The organism is Pseudarthrobacter sp. AB1, assembly GCF_014926485.1.
Lineage (GTDB): Bacteria > Actinomycetota > Actinomycetes > Actinomycetales > Micrococcaceae > Arthrobacter.
The window spans coordinates 29,190-47,216 of record NZ_PZKO01000069.1 but is presented as its reverse complement, the minus strand read 5'-3'; the positions used below and the strand labels follow the sequence as shown (position 1 = coordinate 47,216).

The window sequence follows — 18,027 nt, the reverse complement described above, 5'->3', positions numbered from 1 at the left end:
GGGCTCATTCAGTCGGGAATCTGGTCCCCGGACGTCGTGGCCAGATCGGCGGAAGCGGCGGCGATGGTGCTGGTGCTGGTGATGAGGCCTATTTGGACGTTGATGGTGATGGGCCCAGGGGTACCGGAGGGGCCCGTGGTGAGATGGTGGCGGATGAATCCGGCGACGCTGCGGGCCAGCTCCGGTGCTGGGCGGGAATCGTCAACGCCGACGCGGACCTGCACTCTGGTGGCGCCGCTCCGGGTGCTGAGCGGAGTGGTTGGGTCCGTCAGGCCATCCGTGCCAGCCAGTATGCCGGGGTTGCGGGGCCATTGCGGGTCCGGTGTGAAGAGGGTAGTGACGCCGGGGACGTCCAGGATCAGGCGCTTCAGATGTTCGGGGGTGTTCATGGGTTTGCTTCTTCCGGGTGGCCTGGAAGCGTGCGCAGGTCCGTGATGGTGATGTTGATGGTGTGCAGGTTCAGTTCGGTGTGGGTGGCAAGGGCGGTGCCGATTTCATTGCGGAGCCGCTCTGCCATGGCGGGCAGCCGGTAGCCGTAGAAGGCGGAGACCCGGACGTCCAGGTCCACGGGCGCGCCGGCTACGGTGATGTCCCCGCGTAGGCGGCAACTACCGATGGTTGCCCCGCGGATGGTGTCTCCGACGTTGCGGATGAGGGCTATGACCGATCCTTCGGTCTGGGAGAGTTCGTCGCTGTGGTCTTCCGCCCTGATCGGTATGGCCCGCCCGGCCCGGGTCTCAAGGCGCAGATTGGCCAGGATCTCCCGCAGCCAGGTCTGTTCCGGCGCCACAGCCATGCTTAGGTCGTGGGCCAGGAGTTCGCCGGTGAGCCTGTTGAGCTGACGCAGGGCGGCCAGTCCGGCCTGGCATTGGGGGCAGGAGGAGATGTGCGCTGCGTCGGGGGAGGTACCGGTGTCGAGGTAGCTGGCGAGCGTTTCGATGCTGCGTCCGCAGCCGGTACCGCCGGTGGGGGCACTCATTTCCAGTCCTCCATGGTCTTTAGCAACGCGGCTCTGGCCCGGGCAAGTCTGCCCCGGACGCTGGTGGGGGTGATGTTCAATGCGTGGGCTATCTCCTCATAGGACATTCCGCCGATCTCTTTCATGGCCCAGCACCGGCGCTGCTCTTCGGGCAAAACAGCCAGGGCCAGGGAGATCGCGGCGACTTCGGAGTTCAGCTCGGCTGCCCCTTCCGGACCCGGTGCCGGATCGGGGGCGTCGATCAGGGCCGTGCCGGGTGGGTGGTATTTGCGGCGCCGGAGAGTATCGATGCCGCGGGTTCCGGTGATGCGCAGGAGCCAGGCCCGCACGGCGGCTTTGTCGTGGAGGGTGTCGAGGTGTTTCCATGCCTGGAGTAAGGCTTCCTGGACGACGTCGTCGGCGTCGGCCAGGGAGCCGGTGAGCCTGCGGGCGTAGGCACGCATCGCCGGGGCATGCCGGGCTGCCAGCACTTCAAAGGCCACCACGTCCCCGTCGCCGGCACGTTCAGCCAGCAATTCATCCGGGACGTGGCACAGCCGGCTCTTTCCACCAACAGGATCACTCATGGGAACACGCTACCGTCACCGAAACCGCGGGACCAGACATGCCAGGTCCTTTCGTGGGCCCTCCTGGTCTTGGCGGGACGGGTCCACAAGTGCTCACCGCATGTTCCGGTGCCCAGCGGCGTGGATTATGATCCTTCCTGGCTAAACCCGGGCCGCCTTCCGGGCTCACCTAGCCTTTACTGTCTCCGCTACCTCGCAGCCTTCACGGACCCACTGCCCCTATCGAACCAACCAAAACCCAACCATGCCTGAATGCGAACGGCCTCCCGATATGCCGCGCGGACTGACCTCCAGCGCCTTGCCAACCGGCATCCCTGTCCGGATGCACGGGATGGATCGAGGGCGTGCTGCCAGGGGCGGCTTCATTGCTGTGCTCGTGAGGAAGGGTGCTCTACCGCTGGCCACCCCCCTCCCTCCGCCCTAGGATCGAATGATCACCAATCATCAGCGAGGGCCCGCAAACAGGTACCGGGCGGATCGCCTCACCCAGTATTCGCCACTGGTCCTTCCTGTTATCGAAAGCGAGAGAAGGTGAACGCCCGTGCAAATTCAGGTCAGCACAAACAGTAGCGTCGAAGGCAGCGAACAATTAACCAGCGAGATCGAATCCACTGTCAGTAGCAGGCTGTCGCGATTCGCCGATCAGCTCACCCGGGTTGAGGTACATCTGGTCGATGAAAACGCGGACAAATCCGGTGGTGGGGACAAACGCTGCACTATCGAGGCGCGGGTAGCCGGACAGCAACCGGTGGCTGTCTCACACAACGCAGGCTCATTGGCGGAAGCCTTCGCGGGAGCAGCAAACAAACTCTCCAGTCTGCTCGACAGCAAGATGGGCAAACTCGATAGGCGCAAAGGAAACCAGCCGATGGGAGGGCCTGGAGCCTCCTAACACTCAAGTCCTCGAATCTGCTCACCAATGAAGTGGTACCAAGCACGCTCTGTGAAAGGACCTAAATTGTTCGCCCAAACCGATCTGACTCGACTGATAGCCAGCAAATCATCTACTGCGGTCTCGATTTTCATGCCGACCCATCCCACCGGAAAAGAGGTCCGGCAGGATCCCATCCGCCTGAAGAACCTGCTCGCCGACGCCCAGTCAAGACTCACTATGGCCGGCCTGTCCGAAGCAGACGCCGTTACCATCCTGGAGCCCGCCACAGCCCTCTCGGAAGACCGCGATTTTTGGCAGCACCAGAGCACTGGGCTGGCTCTATTCATCGACGAAAATCAAACGCGTGAATACAGGGTTCCGCTTAATTTCGAGGAACTCGTAGTTGTAGGCAGAAAATTCCACATAAGGCCTCTGCTGCCCATACTGGCGGCTGACGGCCATTTCTCCGTCCTGACCGTGACGGGTGATAAAGCCACCCTCTTCAGCGCGTCCCGCTACCAACTCGTTGAGGACAGAACCGTCGCCCTTCCGGAGAGAACGTCGGTGGAAAACGATTATGAAAACCCGGTGCAGGCCAGCCCTCCTGCGCGTCCCAATGTAGGGACAGCCAATATCCCGAACGCACAGGTATACGGGGACAGCCCACCTGATTTCAGGAAAACGCGCCTCCAGGAATTCGTAGCGGAGGTGGCCAAGGCTACTGAAAATATTCTTTCCGCGAGCCCCCAACCCCTGGTACTCGTCGCGGACGCTGAAATTGGTGGGCATTTCCAGCAATCGAGTGACCTTGGCCAGTTCCTGGCAGGAGTCGTGGAGGTCAACGCGAACGCCCTCGCTACTTCAGAGCTTCACAGTCTCGCTTACCCAAAGGTGCAAGGGCGGTTGGATAGCGGGCGGGTGGAGGCTCTAAACAACGCAGCTGAACTTCTGGGCCGGGGCGAGCCCACAGCGACAAACGACATCGCGGACATCGTGCGGGCGTCACACCAGGGACGGATCAGCACTTTACTCCTTCACGACGGCGAGCCGATCTGGGGACATTACGACCGCGAGGCTGACAAACTTGAGGCAGGACCCGACTTCGAATCCTCGGGAGAAGATCTTTTAGGCGTCGCTGCAATCGAGACACTGCAACACGGAGGGGACGTCCACGTAATGTCATCGGAGGAACTCCCCACCGAAACCGAGGCAGTAGCTCTCCTGCGTTACTGAACCACAAAGCGCATCTCCACCATCCGGCGGAGCGGTTGTCAGGGAGGCCCCGCATCACTGACGCGCGTACTGCGGGGCTTTTCGCTGTCTTCACTTGCGCTGACAGCAGACAGCGGTCCCGAAGATTAGTGGCTCTTCCCGTGCAGGGTCCATTGGGACGCGGCCGGGCGGTGCTCCTGGTTCAGGAACATCTCACCGGAACCGCCCCCAGATGCTTCTGTCTCTTGAACTTAGGATTGACTGGGTGCGGCATGTTGGTTTGACCGCTGGAATTCAAGGGTACGGTCAGTCGGCTTCTCCGTCTCCGGTCATTTTAAAGTTGCCGTTTACACACCAACCGCCACTGACACGGGGCTCTTGGGTGTTCTCCTTCAGCTCAGCGGCGTGTGGTGGGAGGGTGGCCCTTCACGGCACCGTAGGCCAGGACCAGGACGCCTGCACCGATCACGGCCAGCAACCAGGTCTGCGGTTCGAAGAATGTGCCCAATCCGGCTCCGAGCAAGGCCGAGCCCAGCCAGCCGCCCAGGAGCGCCCCGAGGACGCCCAGGGCGAGGCTGGTTGGCCAGCCTCCGCTGACCAGCCCGGGCATCAGGACCTTGATAAGGGCTCCGCTGACCAGCCCGAGGATGATGAACGCGAGGATGCCCATGGCGCGTCTCCTTCCAGCGATACAGTGACCGGCGTGCGGGCCGGCTATTTCTTGCTGAAGCCTTCCTTGAGTTTCTGTGCGGCGTGCTTGATGTTCTCCCCGATGTCACCGGCCACGTCCTTGGCCTTCTCGGCGGCGTCTTTCAGGGATGTTTTCGCTTGGTCTTTCTGGCCCTCCTTCCCCAGGTCCTGGTCCCCGGTCAGTTTCCCTGCCGCGTCCCTGGCGGGCCCGTCCTTATCTTCGAATTCGTTCGGTGCCTTGTCGTTCATGCCCATGGCCGTGTGTCCTTTTCCTATTTGGTGCCTTTTGTTGTGCTGTCCCGTGTCTGTGCGCGGGTGCGGGGGTCCTGCCGCCGGTCAGTGGACCAGCTCGGGGCCGGCGAAGCGGGACCGCGGGCCGGACCCGATGTGGACCAGGACCGGGACCTGCTCGCCCAGGATGGTATCGAGTCCTGCGATGACCACCTCCATGGCGCTTGCGATGTCGGCGGGCGAGGCGCCGCGCCTGGCCTGCACGTTGATTTTCAGCGCATCAGAGTCTTTGAGTCTCCAGGCCGTGACTGTGGTGGAGAGAATCTGGTCGTTGCCTGCGGTGGCATCGGTGATGGCCTCAGCCGCGTAGGAGACGTCCACGGTCGTGGCGCCGCGGCCGGCGTCCTCGTGGGTTCCGATCCTGCGGGTGTGACCTCCGCCCTGGGAGCGGATCCAGAACACGAGCAGCACAAGGGCGAGCACCACGGCCAGCAGGGATGCCGCGGTCCACCAGCTGGTGTCCGTGCCGGGGATTGGTGCCGCGCGCAGCTGCTGCCGGGTCCAGGCCAAAGCGTCCTGCCCGATACGGGTCCATTGCCGTGCCAGCACCGGCGCGGCCCCGGCCCAGCTGGTGAGGACGCCAGCCGCGAGCACGACGATCCCGAGGATGGCGAGCAGGAACCGGTTCAGCCCGCGGTTGGTGCTGTTCATAATTCCAGCGCCTCTTTCATACTCCCACCGCTCCTTGTTCGCTGACCCGCACGGCGAGCCGGGGACCGGGGTGCAGGCCGTAGCGGGCTGCTTCGGCCTGCACGAATTTTTCGATACCATCCCTGTCCAGAGCTATCCCGGAGGTGGGGCGGATCAGGATGGTGATCGTTCGGGCACTGATCGTGGTGGTGACCTGTTCGGGAACGAGGCGTCCGCGCTGACGTGCGACCTTCGACAGTGCCGCGGCGATCACCGCGTCATCGACGATGACAGTGGCCCGGTCGCGGGCCAGCTGATGGCGTGCCCTGCGCCCCGGAAGGACCCCTGCCAGGATCAACACCAGACCCACCAGGGCCATCAGCAGGCCGGAGGCGACGAGTACCGCGGGCGCGGTGGTGGCGGCCAGTCCCGCGGCCCACTCGGCCATCTGCCACGGCGCGGCCAGCAGCGGGCGTTGCCCAAACGCGGACAGCACGGTCTCCGTGCCGACCCAGACCAGCACGATGATCAGGGTGACGGCAACGATCACGGATGCCACGGCCCGGGCTGAATGCAGTTCCCGGCGCCCGATCCGCCGGACTTGCCGCCCTGTACTCACTGGACCCTGGCCTTCGGTGGCCGGTGGATGCCATGGACGGTGATATCCACGCGGTCCACGTCAGCGCCGGCCACCTGGCCGATGCGGTCGATGATCACCGACCGGGCCCGCGCGGCGCGCGCATAGACAGTCTCGTCTGTAGGGTACGGACCCCGGTGTGCTGCCTGCAACAGGGAGGGGACAACAACGGCTACTGCGGCGCTGATGCCCAGGCGGCCCTTCGCATCCTGGATGTCCACCGTGACCCTGTCCGGCGGGATGTCGAAGGCGTCGGCGGCGATCACCTCGATCACCTTTGTCAGGGCACGGGCAGTGACCTTGGTGTGCCCTGCCCGGGAACCCACAACATTAAAGACATGCCGCGGTGCCCGGGCCGATGCCGGGTCCGCGCTCATGAGGAGGAACTCTTGCCAAGCAGGGCGTTCATCACGCCGCCCAGATCCAGCCGGCCCTCAGCAGCCCGGCCCAGCACGGCGCCAATGGCCATGAGGAGGGCAACGAAGAGGAAACCCCAGAACCCGAAGGCCAGCCCGGAAATCGCCAACGTCGCTCCGAGGGCCATGCCGCTGACCGTTGCGGTCATGAGACCCGGACCTCCTTCGGCGTCTCTGTGGTGCTCTCATCACTGTCGTTCTGCTCACTGTGGATGTGGATGTCGGTGATGGTGACGTTGACTTCGGTGACTTCCATGCCCGCAAGATCCTCGACAGCCTGGTACACCGCATCACGGGCAGCCTCCGCGACGTCCTGGAGCGGATGCGGGTACTCCGCGACGAGGACCAGGTCGACCGCCACCTGCGTCTGGCCCACCTCCACGGACACGCCCTGGGTCACGTCGGCCATGCCGACCGCTTCCCGGATGGACCCCAGCGCCCGGGCGGCGCCGCCGCCCAAGGCATAGACGCCGGGGATATCGGCGATCGCGAGGCCCGCCAATTTGGCGATCACACTGTCAACAATGGTGGTGGTGCCACGCCCGCGGTCCGGCCCCGTCGGGGTCGCGCCCGCGTCGCCACGCCGTGAGGCATCAGGGCCCAGTTCTGGCTCCGGAGAAGGGGTCGGGGACGAGGTTCCCTGCGGTTGAGTTGTCACAACAAATCACTCCTAAGATCCGCCGGCCATCGGTAATGATGCCCATACCCTTAAGACGCTCCCGCCTCCGCAAACCTCACGGCACATTTGGAGTGATGTGGATCACACTGACGTCGCTGGCGATGATGCCGCGAACTGCCGTTGGCAGTGCGGTTCGCTGACTGACTGGAACCTTGGATATAAGGCCCCTGTTAGATCGTTCTGTACACCAGATGCAGCTCCGGTCGGTTCGGGAAAACGGTTTTAACTACGGCAGATCAGAACCCCGCCGGTCCAGGGAGGTCTGAATGAATTCCATCTGCCCCGATATCCGTGAAATCCTCCCGATCGCCGTGTCCCAGAAGTTCATACCCTCCCTCTTCGGTGGTGTGGGTGAGTGAGTCGCGCACTTCCCGGGACGGCCGGAGATGGCGCCGCCCATCACCCAGCGGCTGAACCAGCGGGCGGAGACCAAGCCCGGCCAACACAGGCCACTACGCCACCCGGCCAAACCAGCGGGCGGAGATCAAACCCGGCCAACACAGGCCACTACGCCACCCGGCCAAACCTTAGCGTCGGATATTTCACTTTTTCACAAGCCACCCCTACCTGATGCTGGACGGGCAGGGAAATCCGGGGACGGCTCCCGCCTACGCCGCCGCCCTGGAAGCGCTGTACTCGGTGTCCTACGCCGTGAAGTTTGCCAGCAGGCACTCAGGCCGGGACTACGTCGTCGGGCCGTTGGAGGGTCTCTGGACTGCGGATGATCCTGACGCCTTCACCCGTGGCGAAAAGGAAGACTGGAAGTGGACCATGATGATCCCGCAGCCGGGCTGGATCAGCGCCGGCGAGGTGCAGGACGGTATCGCGAAGGCGGCGGCGAGGCACGTTCCGGGGCTGGACCTGCTCCGCCTTGAGACCCTCGACGATGGCCTCTCGACGTCCGTAGGGTGGCACCGGAAAAGCTCAAAACCATCCTGCGCCAACCCGTGCGACGGCTCTGAGCCATTTCGTGCCGGCACCCGCGAGTTGCTGCTGGCCAGGCGCGGGATTCATTGGCTAGGCTCGGCGGTGTGGCTGAACTGAGTGATGACTATGAAATCCGGCGCTTCATGGCGGTAGCCAAGGGCGAGGCGGGGTATCCCGACGCCGAATCATGGGTGAAGGCGGTGGCCTTTGGCTTCCACGACCCCACACGGACGCTGGAACATGTTGCGAAGTCCTTGGAGACTTACTCAGTTGACCAACGGATCTTCACTGGCGCCTACCAGACGAGGCAAGTCGCGCCGGGGTCGCTCCCCGCGGAGGTGCCGGTGGCAACCTTCGGCACCCTGCGCAAAACGCTTAACATCGGTTTCGGCCGGCTGCTGAAAACCCAGCTTGTCACCGCGGTGACGGTCCGGACCTCGCATCGGCGGCGCGGCCTGCTGCGCCGGATGATGTCCGAGGACCTGGCCATGGCCAAGGACGATGGCGTGGCGATGGCAGCCCTGACTGCGTCAGAGGGATCCATCTACGGACGCTTCGGCTATGGGGTGGCCAGTTTCGAACGGACCGTCAAAGTGGATACCACTGCCCGGTTTCGCCTCAACCACCAGGCCGTCGGCGCCGTGGACATCGCGGACCCGCGTGTGCTGCTCGACCTGGCCCCGGAAGTCTTCGAGCGCGTGCACCGCCTGACTCCGGGATCGATCGGCCGCCAGGAGTGGTACCGCCAGCTCGCCTCGGGAACCCTGGGCCGGGACGGCAAGGAGGATCCCGCCGTCAAGGTGGCGCTGCACTACGGACCCGGCAACACCGTGGACGGCTACGTCTCCTACAAATTCCTGGGCTGGGACACCGAGCCCTACACCGTCGAAGTGGTGGACCTCGTGGCCGCCACCAACCACGCGTACCTGGAGCTCTGGCAGTTCCTGGCCGCCATCGACCTCGTGGAACGCGTGACGTGGGCCGAGGCGCCGGTCGACGATCCGCTGGCCTGGGCGCTGGCCGATCCGCGGTGCATCGAATCCGCGGACGGCAGGGACATGCTCTGGCTCCGCATCCTGGACATCCAAAAGGCACTGGAAGCCCGGCGCTATCCGGTGGACGGGCGGCTGGTCCTGGCCGTGCATGATCCGCTTGGCCTGACGACTGGGACTTACGCCCTGGAGGTCAGAGCCGGCGAGGCCGCGGTCGTACGCCTCGACGCGGAGGAACCGGCTGACCTGACCCTGGACGTCTCAGCCCTGTCATCAATTTATCTCGGTGCGGTCTGCCCGGTTACGCTGGCGGCAGCTGGGCGGATCCGCGAACACAAGCAGGGCGCGGCGCTCCAGGCTCGTGGCATGTTTGCGGTTGAGCGTGCCACGCACTGCCTGACCCACTTCTAGGGGCTCCTGCCTCATCCGAAGGACACATCCATGGGGGATACTGGCGTGCCGGGGCTGACCAGCCGCCGGGCAATGGTCTTTGGCCTGGCATCGGGCGTGCTCGCCGCGGTGTCGGCGTGTGCTGCACAGACCGCACCCGGGACCGGATGGCCGGCCGTACCGGTTGAACAACAGGACCTGGCCGGGGCAGTGTCCCCGGGGCAGGCTGCGCCGGCAGAGGATATGCCAGCAGGGGATGAGCCGGGCCCAGCCCAGCCCCTCCCGGCGACGCCGGCAGTAGTGCAGCCGCCGTCGAAAGCCCAGCTCGTGGCAGAATTTGCCGGCAGGCGGCCCACCGAGTGGGGCCTGGCGGTGACGGGAGTGGTCACCAGGTCGCCGGCCCGCCAGGCCGTCATCACCCTGGATGCCTGCGGCGGCCCCGGCGGATCCGGCGTTGACCAAGCTTTACTAGCCGTGTTGCGGCGGCTGGGTACTCCGGCCACCCTTTTTGTGAACGCGCGCTGGATCCAGGCGAACCGCACCCTCGCCGCCGAGCTGGGGCAAGATCCGCTCTTTGCACTGGCCAATCATGGCTGGCTTCACCGGCCGCTGTCGGTCTCCGGCAAATCCGCCTACGGCATCGCCGGCACCGCGGGCGTCGCCGACGCTTATGACGAGCTCACGAGGTGCCAGGATGTGCTCCTGGAAGCGGCAGGGCGGCCGTCACGCTTTTTCCGGGCAGGCACGGCCTACTACGACGACGTGGCGGCCGCGATGACCCGTCGCCTGGGCATGCTGCCAGTGAACTTCAGCATCAACGCCGACGCCGGTGCCACGCTCGCGCCGGCAGCGGTCGCGTTGTCTGCCGCAGGACCGGGAGACATTGTCATTGCGCACTTCAACAAGCCAGGCAGCGGCACAGCGGCCGGGTTCCGGCAGGCGCTGCCGCGGCTGCAGGGCGGCGGCACCACGTTTGCCCGGCTGGCAGATGTGCTGCCTGCGCTTTGACCCCTGTTGGCCGCAGCGACTAGAATAAGTGGGCGCGTGCTACGTGCAAGTTTCTAAAATCCAAAAATCAGGAAGACCCGGAAAATCCCTGTGATCGCCCGAAGACCTGCGCCTGCGTTCCATAAACGCGGGCGCGGCGGTTTGCCTGACCGACTAACTATCCACAACGGAGCCCCTACTACATGACCATCACCTCCACCGAGAAGCCCGGTACCCCCGTAGTCGCCATTAACGACATCGGTACCGCTGAGGACTTCCTCGCAGCAGTCGACGCCACCATCAAGTACTTCAACGACGGAGACCTCGTCGAAGGTACCGTCGTAAAGGTCGACCGCGATGAAGTTCTGCTCGACATCGGTTACAAGACCGAAGGTGTCATCCCCTCCCGCGAGCTGTCCATCAAGCACGACGTTGATCCCGGAGACGTTGTCTCCGTTGGCGATCTCGTCGAAGCCCTGGTGCTCACCAAGGAAGACAAAGAAGGCCGCCTGATCCTCTCCAAGAAGCGTGCTCAGTACGAGCGCGCCTGGGGCGACATCGAGAAGGTCAAGGAAGAAGACGGCGTCGTCACCGGTACCGTCATCGAGGTTGTCAAGGGTGGTCTTATCCTCGACATCGGTCTGCGCGGCTTCCTGCCCGCATCCCTCGTCGAGATGCGCCGTGTGCGCGACCTCGCTCCGTACATCGGTCAGAAGATCGAAGCCAAAATCATCGAGCTGGACAAGAACCGCAACAACGTTGTGCTGTCCCGCCGTGCATGGCTCGAGCAGACCCAGTCCGAGGTTCGCTCCACGTTCCTCAACAAGCTGGAAAAGGGCCAGGTCCGTCCCGGTGTTGTTTCCTCCATCGTCAACTTCGGTGCCTTCGTGGACCTGGGCGGCGTAGACGGCCTCGTCCACGTTTCCGAGCTGTCCTGGAAGCACATCGACCACCCGTCCGAGGTTGTCGAAGTTGGCCAGGAAGTCACCGTCGAGGTTCTCGAAGTCGACCTGGACCGTGAGCGCGTTTCACTGTCGCTCAAGGCTACGCAGGAAGATCCGTGGCAGACCTTCGCCCGCACCCACGCCCTCGGGCAGGTTGTACCGGGTAAGGTCACCAAACTCGTTCCGTTCGGTGCGTTCGTTCGCGTCGAAGACGGCATCGAAGGCCTCGTGCACATCTCCGAACTGGCAGTCCGCCACGTGGAGCTGGCTGAGCAGGTTGTCTCCGTTGGTGACGAGCTGTTCGTCAAGGTCATCGACATCGACCTCGAGCGCCGCCGTATCTCCCTCTCCCTCAAGCAGGCCAACGAGGGCGTTGACGCCGAGTCCACCGAATTCGATCCGGCTCTCTACGGCATGTCCGCTGAGTACGACGAAGAAGGCAACTACAAGTACCCGGAGGGCTTCGACCCGGAGTCCAACGAGTGGCTTGAAGGCTACGAGAACCAGCGCGCCGTCTGGGAGCAGCAGTACGCTGATGCCCAGACCCGCTGGGAAGCACACAAGAAGCAGGTTGCCCAGCACGCTGCCGACGACGCTGCAGCTGCAACGTCCGGTGACAGCGATTCAGGCACCACCAGCTACTCCTCCGAGCCTGCTGCGGAGTCCAACACCGGGGCCGGTACCCTGGCTTCGGACGAGGCTCTTGCAGCTCTGCGCGAGAAGCTGACCGGCAACTAATTGCCACCGGCCCGGGGCTTCCCGGGCCAGCACAACGGGCCCCTGCATTCGCAGGGGCCCGTTGTGCTTAACCGGCCAACGGCCGGCGCCTGATCTTCCCCAACGAGCCTTTTGGTGCGCCTACTGCCAGTGGGTAGAAAGTACGACGACGGCACTCACCGTGCCATCGTCGTCGTGCGTCAGGGCCGCGCCGGCGGCGGTGAGGAGCCGCTGGGCGCTTATGTTGCCTGCCGCGGTATGGGCCACCACCTGGTGCAGTCCGGTGCGTCGGGCTTCCGCCAATACCAGCCTCAACGCGGCTCCACCGATACCGCGGCCACGGTAACCGCGGCCCAGCCAGATGCCTGTCTCAGCAGTTCCGGGTTGGGCCGTTCCGTCGTTAATCCTTTTGAGCCTGACTGAACCGGCCGGGTTGCCGTCGCAGAGCACCGCCCAGCTCTTTTCCGAGACCGGTCCGTCGAGGCCCGCGGCCGCAGACCGGTGATAGGCGCCGAACCAGTCGATGCGTTCCGCGTTCCAGCCCGTCCCGCTGCCAAGTGGCGGCGTGACGTCATCCGCGGACGCGTCCCGCTGCGCCAGTTCCAGCAGCCGCTCCTGCATGGGTTCGTCGACGTGTGCCAGCCGGACCTCAGGGGAGCGGGACATCGATCCACTCCGTTCCGGCCGGTGTGAGCCCGGTTCTCCCGGCGGTAAGCGACAGCACGCGTTCGGTGGCTGCAGTGATTTGGTCAGCTTCGTCGGGCACCGCCAGACGCAGGATCGTCTCCTGCGCTCCGTAGCTGGTTTCCGCCATCACAAACCCGGCCGCCCGAAGATCGTTCTCCAGCCGTCCAGCAGCGGCATGCGGCACTGACGCCGAGCAGATCCTCAGCCGGCTCCGCCGGACCAGGGGTGCGCGTTCCAGGGCGGCGGACACCGATTCCGAATAGGCGCGCACCAGTCCGCCGGCGCCCAGCAGGATGCCGCCGAAATAGCGTACGACGACGGCACTCACGTCGCTGAGGTCCGTCACCCCCGGTGTTGTTTCTCTTTTGACGATGGCCTCCAGCATCGGGATGCCTGCGGTGCCGGAGGGCTCGCCGTCGTCACTGGAACGCTGGATGTCCCGGTCCGGTCCCAGGACGAACGCGGAGCAGTGGTGGCGGGCGTCGTGGAACTCACGGCGCAGGCCGGCCACCAGGTCCCGCGCAGTGTCCTCATTGTCGGCGCGGCCCAGCACGGTAATGAACCTGGAGCGTTTGATCTCGATCTCGTGCCGGAAGCCGCGACCCAAGGCGAGCGTGGTGTAGGCCGTGGTCCGGCTGTCTTGCTCTTGCACCGCCCAAGTCTAGTGCGGGCAGCGAATTCAGGGAGGCGGTGGGGATTAGGGTGGTGGGATGCTCAAGATTGGTTTGACGGGCGGCATCGCCTCAGGGAAGTCAGTGGTCGCCTCACGCCTCGCCGGGCTCGGTGCCGTGCTGGTGGACGCGGATGCGCTGGCCCGGCACGTGGTTGAGCCGGGAATGCCGGGGCTGGCCCGTGTGGTGGAAGCCTTTGGACCGGAAATGCTCGACGCCGGGGGCCGGCTGGATCGGGCCAGGCTCGGTTCTGTGGTGTTCGGCAATCCCTCGCAGCTGGCCGTCCTCAACGGCATCGTGCACCCCCTGGTCCGGGACGCCGCGGGGGGGATCATCGCCACAGCCCGGGCCGGCGCTATTGTGGTCCAGGACATTCCACTGCTGGTGGAGACGGGCCAGGGCAGCGGCTTCCATCTGGTCCTTGTGGTGGACGCACCCGATGATGTCAGGATCGGACGGATGATCGAACACCGAGGTATGACGGCAGAGGACGCACGGTCGCGGATGGCGGCCCAGGCCTCGCGTGAGGCGCGGCTTGCTGTTGCTGACGTGGTCCTTCACAACTCCGGATCGCTGGCTGACGTGACCGCACAGGTGGACCGGCTGTGGACAGAGCGGCTGGTCCCGTTTGCGGATAATATCCACCGCGGGGCAAGGGCGGCCAGGACCGGAACCGCAGTATTGTCTGCTCCGCAGGAGGATTGGCCGGCCCAGGCTGCACGGCTGGGATCCCGGGTCACAGCCGCGGCACCGGATAACATTCTGGCGGTGGACCATATTGGCTCCACGGCCGTGCCGGGCCTGGCAGCCAAGGACGTGATCGACCTCCAGGTCACGGTGCCGGATCTCAACGCCGCGGACCGGATCGCGCCGCTGCTGGCCGCCGCGGGGTTCCCAGCCGTGCCGGGGACCGGATTCGACACACCAAAACCGGCCGAGCCGGAGCCGGAGCGCTGGCAGAAACGTTTTCATGCGAACGCGGACCCCGGCCGGGCCGTGAACCTGCACGTCCGGGCAGCCGGCTCGCCCGGGTGGCGGTACGCGCTGCTCTTCCGCGACTGGCTCAGGAGCGATCCGGAGGCCGTCAGCCTTTACGGGGACCACAAGCGCGCCTTGGCCGAACTGTTTGCGGGTACCAACGGGACTCGGGCTTACGCGGAGGCGAAGGAACCGTGGTTCACGGACGAAGCGTGGCCGCGCATGGCGGGCTGGGCTGCACGCACAGGCTGGGCGCCGCCGTCGTACATCCCCTGAACTCCTTGCCCCTGAGGCGGGTCGTTCGCCGGTAACTGATCCGGGCTTTCACTGTCGGTCCCCGGTTGTAGATTAGATGCATGAGCCTTGCCCAGGAGATCAACCGCGTTGTCGCTCCGTTTGAAGTCATCAGCGAGTTCAAGCCGGCAGGTGATCAGCCTGCTGCGATCACCGAACTGACGGAGCGGATCAGGAACGGCGAAAAGGACGTTGTCCTGCTGGGTGCCACCGGTACCGGCAAGAGCGCCACCACGGCCTGGCTGATCGAACAGGTCCAGCGGCCCACCTTGGTCATGGTGCAGAACAAGACCCTGGCCGCCCAGCTCGCCAACGAATTCCGGGAACTGCTGCCCAACAACGCGGTGGAATACTTCGTTTCCTACTACGACTACTACCAGCCCGAGGCGTACGTAGCACAGACGGACACCTTCATTGAGAAGGACTCCTCGGTCAACGAAGAAGTGGAACGGCTCCGCCACTCCGCGACCAACGCCCTGCTGACCCGCCGCGACGTCATTGTGGTCGCCACGGTGTCCTGCATCTACGGCCTGGGCACGCCGGAAGAGTACATCGCCGGCATGGTCACCCTCCGCAAGGGTGCGCAGATGAACCGCGACGACCTTCTCCGGAAATTCGTCTCCATGCAATACGCGCGCAATGACATGGACTTCCACCGCGGCACCTTCCGGGTCCGGGGCGACACCGTGGAAATCATCCCGATGTACGAGGAACTGGCCATCCGGATCGAATTCTTCGGGGATGAGATTGAGAACATCCATACCCTCCATCCGCTGACCGGCGAACTGATCCGGGACGAAGAGGAAATGTACGTCTTCCCGGCCTCGCACTACGTGGCCGGGCCCGAGCGGATGGGCCGGGCCATCAAGCGGATCGAGGACGAGCTCGCCGAACGCCTTGCCGTCCTGGAAGGCCAGAACAAGCTGGTGGAAGCCCAACGGCTCCGCATGCGCACCACCTACGACCTCGAAATGATGCAGCAGATGGGCTTCTGCAACGGCATCGAAAACTACTCATCACACATTGACGGACGCGCCCGCGGGACCGCTCCGCACTGCCTCATCGACTACTTCCCGGACGACTTCCTGCTGGTGATCGACGAATCCCACGTCACCGTGCCGCAGATCGGCGCCATGTACGAGGGCGATATGTCCCGCAAGCGGAACCTCGTGGACTTCGGTTTCCGCTTGCCGTCGGCCATGGATAACCGACCGCTCAAGTGGGACGAATTCCTGCAGCGCGTGGGCCAGACCGTCTATCTGTCGGCCACCCCCGGCAAGTACGAACTGGGCAAGGCCGACGGCTTTGTGCAGCAGATTATCCGGCCCACCGGACTGATCGACCCTGAGGTGGTGGTTAAGCCCACCAAGGGCCAGATCGATGACCTCCTCGACGAGATCAAGACCCGCACAGCACGGAACGAACGCGTCCTGGTCACCACCCTCACCAAACGGATGGCGGAGGACCTCACCGACTACCTGCTGGGCCACGGCATCAAGGTCGAATACCTCCACTCGGACGTAGACACCCTGCGACGGGTTGAACTGCTCCGGGAACTACGGATGGGTGTCTTCGACGTCCTGGTGGGAATTAACCTGCTCCGGGAAGGCTTGGACCTGCCCGAGGTGTCCCTTGTGAGCATCCTGGACGCGGACAAGGAAGGCTTCCTGCGCTCGGCAACTTCGCTGATCCAGACCATCGGCCGCGCCGCCCGCAACGTCTCCGGCGAGGTCCACATGTACGCGGACCGCATCACCGACTCCATGGCCAAGGCTATCGATGAAACCAACCGGCGCCGCGCCATCCAGGTGGCCTACAATACGGAACGGGGCATCGATCCGCAGCCGCTGCGGAAGAAGATTGCCGACATCACCGACCAGCTGGCCAAGGAAGACGCCGACACCCAGGAACTGCTCAACAACAACCGGCTGGCCAAGGGCGCCAAACGTGGCAAATCCGCGGCAAAGGGCGCGGCACAGGTCCGCAAAGACGGCCTCGCCGCGGCACCGGCCGAAGACCTTGTGGGCCTCATCGAACAGCTGACCGAACAGATGCACGGCGCTGCCGCCGAGCTCCAGTTCGAGCTGGCCGCGCGGATCCGGGACGAGGTCAGTGACCTCAAGAAAGAGCTCCGCCAGATGCAGGCGGCTGGCCACGCCTAGGACACACCCGGGCGACGGCGGCACACAGCGTTCGGGGCATGGTCCAGCAGGCGGGAACGCCTGCTGTAGAGTTAACGTCACGTAGGGGAGTATCCCGAGCGCTACGATCGTCAACACGTTAGGCACAGTTGCCTGGCCGGGCGTAGCGGGCCGCCATTTCAGCACCAAGTGCACAAGCTGGCCGGAGAGACTTACTCCAATTCTCTGTACCCTGCGAAAGGCTACCCGTGCCCGAACTACCCGTATGGTTTGAGGTCGGCTCACTTGTCGTCCTCGGCTTGATCCTCCTCATTGACCTTCTGCTGGTCGTCCGGCGTCCCCATGAACCTTCCATGAAGGAAGCCGGCCTGTGGGTTGCGTTCTACGTCTCCCTGGCCCTGCTGTTCGCCGGGGCCATGTTCTTCTTTACCGGCGCCGAATTCGGCGGCCAGTTCGTGGCCGGCTGGGTCACCGAATACAGCCTCAGCATCGACAACCTGTTTGTCTTCATCATCATCATGGCCCGCTTCTCCGTGCCCCGTAAGTACCAGCAGGAAGTCCTGATGGTGGGCATCATCATCGCCCTGATCCTGCGCGGCGTCTTCATCCTCCTCGGCGCCATCGTGATCGAGCAGTTCAGTTGGGTGTTCTACATCTTTGGCGCGTTCCTGCTCTGGACCGCCTGGAAGCAGGCCCAGGACGAAGGCGAGGACGAAGAGGACAAGGAAAACCCGCTCATCGCCCGGATCCGCAAGGTCATCCCCATGTCGGAGAAGTTCGACGGCGGCAAGCTGCGCACCACGGTGGACGGCAAGAAGGTCTTCACACCCATGCTGATCGTGTTCATCACCATCGGCCTGACCGACCTCCTGTTCGCCGTCGACTCGATTCCCGCGATCTTCGGCCTGACCCAGAGCCCGTTCATCGTCTTCACCGCCAACCTGTTCGCCCTGATGGGCCTGCGCCAGCTCTACTTCCTGCTGGGTGGCCTGATGAACCGCCTGATCTACCTGAAGCACGCGCTGTCCTTCATCCTGGCGTTCATCGGTGTGAAGCTGGTGCTCCACGCCATGCACGTGAACGAACTGCCGTTCATCAACGGCGGCAACCACATCGAGTGGGCCCCGGAGATTCCGACATTCGTCTCCCTGGCCGTCATCGTGGGCACCATCATCGTTGCCGTGATTGCCAGCCTCCTGAGCTCCAAGGCAAAGACGGCCCACCTGGACCCCCGCCTCGAGGAAGACGCCAAGAAGAGCCTCAGCGAAGCCGAGTAGGCTGTCCCCGGGTTTCGTTGACGCACACTGCATTTCCACTGATCCCGG

General features: G+C 64.4%; 21 protein-coding genes. 9 read left to right on the top strand and 12 right to left on the bottom strand.

All coding sequences use genetic code 11. The features are described from left to right. Positions 1-8 precede the first annotated feature (8 nt). Genes DAD99_RS19765 through DAD99_RS19755 form a run of 3 tightly spaced genes read right to left on the bottom strand, consistent with a single transcriptional unit; the run spans position 9 to position 1,545 of the window. On the bottom strand, positions 9-389 hold the full coding sequence (locus DAD99_RS19765) for a hypothetical protein (RefSeq protein WP_193342906.1): 381 nt from the start codon (positions 387-389) through the stop codon (positions 9-11). Further along, positions 386-979: an Asp23/Gls24 family envelope stress response protein gene (locus DAD99_RS19760; protein WP_193342905.1), complete on the bottom strand. Its 594-nt coding sequence runs from the start codon at positions 977-979 to the stop codon at positions 386-388. Before DAD99_RS19760 ends, DAD99_RS19765 begins: the two co-directional genes overlap by 4 nt. After that, on the bottom strand, positions 976-1,545 hold the full coding sequence (locus DAD99_RS19755; RefSeq protein WP_193342904.1) for an RNA polymerase sigma factor: 570 nt from the start codon (positions 1,543-1,545) through the stop codon (positions 976-978). Before DAD99_RS19755 ends, DAD99_RS19760 begins: the two co-directional genes overlap by 4 nt. A 541-nt stretch (positions 1,546-2,086) precedes the next feature. Here DAD99_RS19755 and DAD99_RS19750 point away from each other — a divergent pair. Together DAD99_RS19750 and DAD99_RS19745 are read left to right on the top strand one after the other, a co-directional pair. Further along, complete coding sequence (locus DAD99_RS19750) at positions 2,087-2,437, top strand: HPF/RaiA family ribosome-associated protein (protein WP_193342903.1); 351 nt, start codon at positions 2,087-2,089, stop codon at positions 2,435-2,437. Between the two features lie 66 nt (positions 2,438-2,503). Continuing rightward, positions 2,504-3,652: a hypothetical protein gene (locus DAD99_RS19745; protein WP_193342902.1), complete on the top strand. Its 1,149-nt coding sequence runs from the start codon at positions 2,504-2,506 to the stop codon at positions 3,650-3,652. A 376-nt stretch (positions 3,653-4,028) separates the two neighbouring features. Here the strand turns inward: DAD99_RS19745 and DAD99_RS19740 are convergent, their stop codons facing one another. From DAD99_RS19740 to DAD99_RS19710, 7 genes are all read right to left on the bottom strand, one after another. Further along, complete coding sequence (locus DAD99_RS19740; RefSeq protein ID WP_193342901.1) at positions 4,029-4,301, bottom strand: GlsB/YeaQ/YmgE family stress response membrane protein; 273 nt, start codon at positions 4,299-4,301, stop codon at positions 4,029-4,031. A gap of 44 nt (positions 4,302-4,345) precedes the next feature. Beyond that, entirely contained in the window at positions 4,346-4,576 is a 231-nt protein-coding gene (locus tag DAD99_RS19735) for a CsbD family protein (protein ID WP_193342900.1), read from the bottom strand. A gap of 81 nt (positions 4,577-4,657) precedes the next feature. Next, the gene (locus tag DAD99_RS19730) at positions 4,658-5,263 is read right to left on the bottom strand and encodes a hypothetical protein (RefSeq protein ID WP_193342899.1); all 606 of its coding nucleotides are present in this window, start codon (positions 5,261-5,263) and stop codon (positions 4,658-4,660) included. A gap of 16 nt (positions 5,264-5,279) precedes the next feature. Continuing rightward, positions 5,280-5,861, bottom strand: coding sequence for a hypothetical protein (locus DAD99_RS19725; protein WP_193342898.1), 582 nt, complete (start codon positions 5,859-5,861; stop codon positions 5,280-5,282). Beyond that, on the bottom strand, positions 5,858-6,256 hold the full coding sequence (locus tag DAD99_RS19720; protein ID WP_193342897.1) for a hypothetical protein: 399 nt from the start codon (positions 6,254-6,256) through the stop codon (positions 5,858-5,860). Before DAD99_RS19720 ends, DAD99_RS19725 begins: the two co-directional genes overlap by 4 nt. Continuing rightward, positions 6,253-6,444, bottom strand: coding sequence for a DUF2273 domain-containing protein (locus tag DAD99_RS19715; protein WP_185263555.1), 192 nt, complete (start codon positions 6,442-6,444; stop codon positions 6,253-6,255). The genes DAD99_RS19720 and DAD99_RS19715 overlap by 4 nt, the downstream gene beginning before the upstream one ends. Continuing rightward, a complete protein-coding gene (locus DAD99_RS19710) occupies positions 6,441-6,899 on the bottom strand; it encodes an Asp23/Gls24 family envelope stress response protein (RefSeq protein ID WP_185263748.1) in 459 nt (152 codons plus the stop codon). Before DAD99_RS19710 ends, DAD99_RS19715 begins: the two co-directional genes overlap by 4 nt. A gap of 645 nt (positions 6,900-7,544) precedes the next feature. Between DAD99_RS19710 and DAD99_RS19705 the strand changes: the two genes are divergently transcribed. From DAD99_RS19705 to rpsA, 4 genes are all read left to right on the top strand, one after another. Further along, positions 7,545-8,018 carry a hypothetical protein gene (locus tag DAD99_RS19705; protein ID WP_193342896.1) on the top strand — a complete coding sequence of 158 codons (474 nt, stop codon included), beginning with the start codon at positions 7,545-7,547 and terminating at the stop codon, positions 8,016-8,018. Next, positions 8,015-9,304, top strand: a complete 1,290-nt coding sequence (locus tag DAD99_RS19700; protein ID WP_227008304.1) for a GNAT family N-acetyltransferase — start codon at positions 8,015-8,017, stop codon at positions 9,302-9,304. Before DAD99_RS19705 ends, DAD99_RS19700 begins: the two co-directional genes overlap by 4 nt. Before the next feature lie 30 nt (positions 9,305-9,334). Continuing rightward, complete coding sequence (locus tag DAD99_RS19695) at positions 9,335-10,291, top strand: polysaccharide deacetylase family protein (RefSeq protein ID WP_193342894.1); 957 nt, start codon at positions 9,335-9,337, stop codon at positions 10,289-10,291. A gap of 182 nt (positions 10,292-10,473) precedes the next feature. After that, complete coding sequence (gene rpsA, locus DAD99_RS19690; protein ID WP_185263559.1) at positions 10,474-11,952, top strand: 30S ribosomal protein S1; 1,479 nt, start codon at positions 10,474-10,476, stop codon at positions 11,950-11,952. 120 nt (positions 11,953-12,072) lie between these two features. Here the strand turns inward: rpsA and DAD99_RS19685 are convergent, their stop codons facing one another. Beyond that, positions 12,073-12,597, bottom strand: coding sequence for a GNAT family N-acetyltransferase (locus DAD99_RS19685; RefSeq protein ID WP_193342893.1), 525 nt, complete (start codon positions 12,595-12,597; stop codon positions 12,073-12,075). Then, positions 12,581-13,270, bottom strand: coding sequence for a YigZ family protein (locus tag DAD99_RS19680; protein WP_193342892.1), 690 nt, complete (start codon positions 13,268-13,270; stop codon positions 12,581-12,583). Before DAD99_RS19680 ends, DAD99_RS19685 begins: the two co-directional genes overlap by 17 nt. A 58-nt stretch (positions 13,271-13,328) precedes the next feature. On the opposite strand from DAD99_RS19680, the gene coaE reads away from it, so the two are divergent. The 3 genes from coaE (at position 13,329) to DAD99_RS19665 (ending at position 17,979) form a co-directional block, all read left to right on the top strand. Beyond that, positions 13,329-14,543, top strand: coding sequence for a dephospho-CoA kinase (coaE, locus tag DAD99_RS19675; RefSeq protein ID WP_193342891.1), 1,215 nt, complete (start codon positions 13,329-13,331; stop codon positions 14,541-14,543). 80 nt (positions 14,544-14,623) lie between these two features. After that, a complete protein-coding gene (gene uvrB, locus DAD99_RS19670; protein WP_193342890.1) occupies positions 14,624-16,723 on the top strand; it encodes an excinuclease ABC subunit UvrB in 2,100 nt (699 codons plus the stop codon). 227 nt (positions 16,724-16,950) lie between these two features. After that, on the top strand, positions 16,951-17,979 hold the full coding sequence (locus DAD99_RS19665; protein WP_193342889.1) for a TerC family protein: 1,029 nt from the start codon (positions 16,951-16,953) through the stop codon (positions 17,977-17,979). The last annotated feature ends 48 nt before the right edge of the window (positions 17,980-18,027 follow it).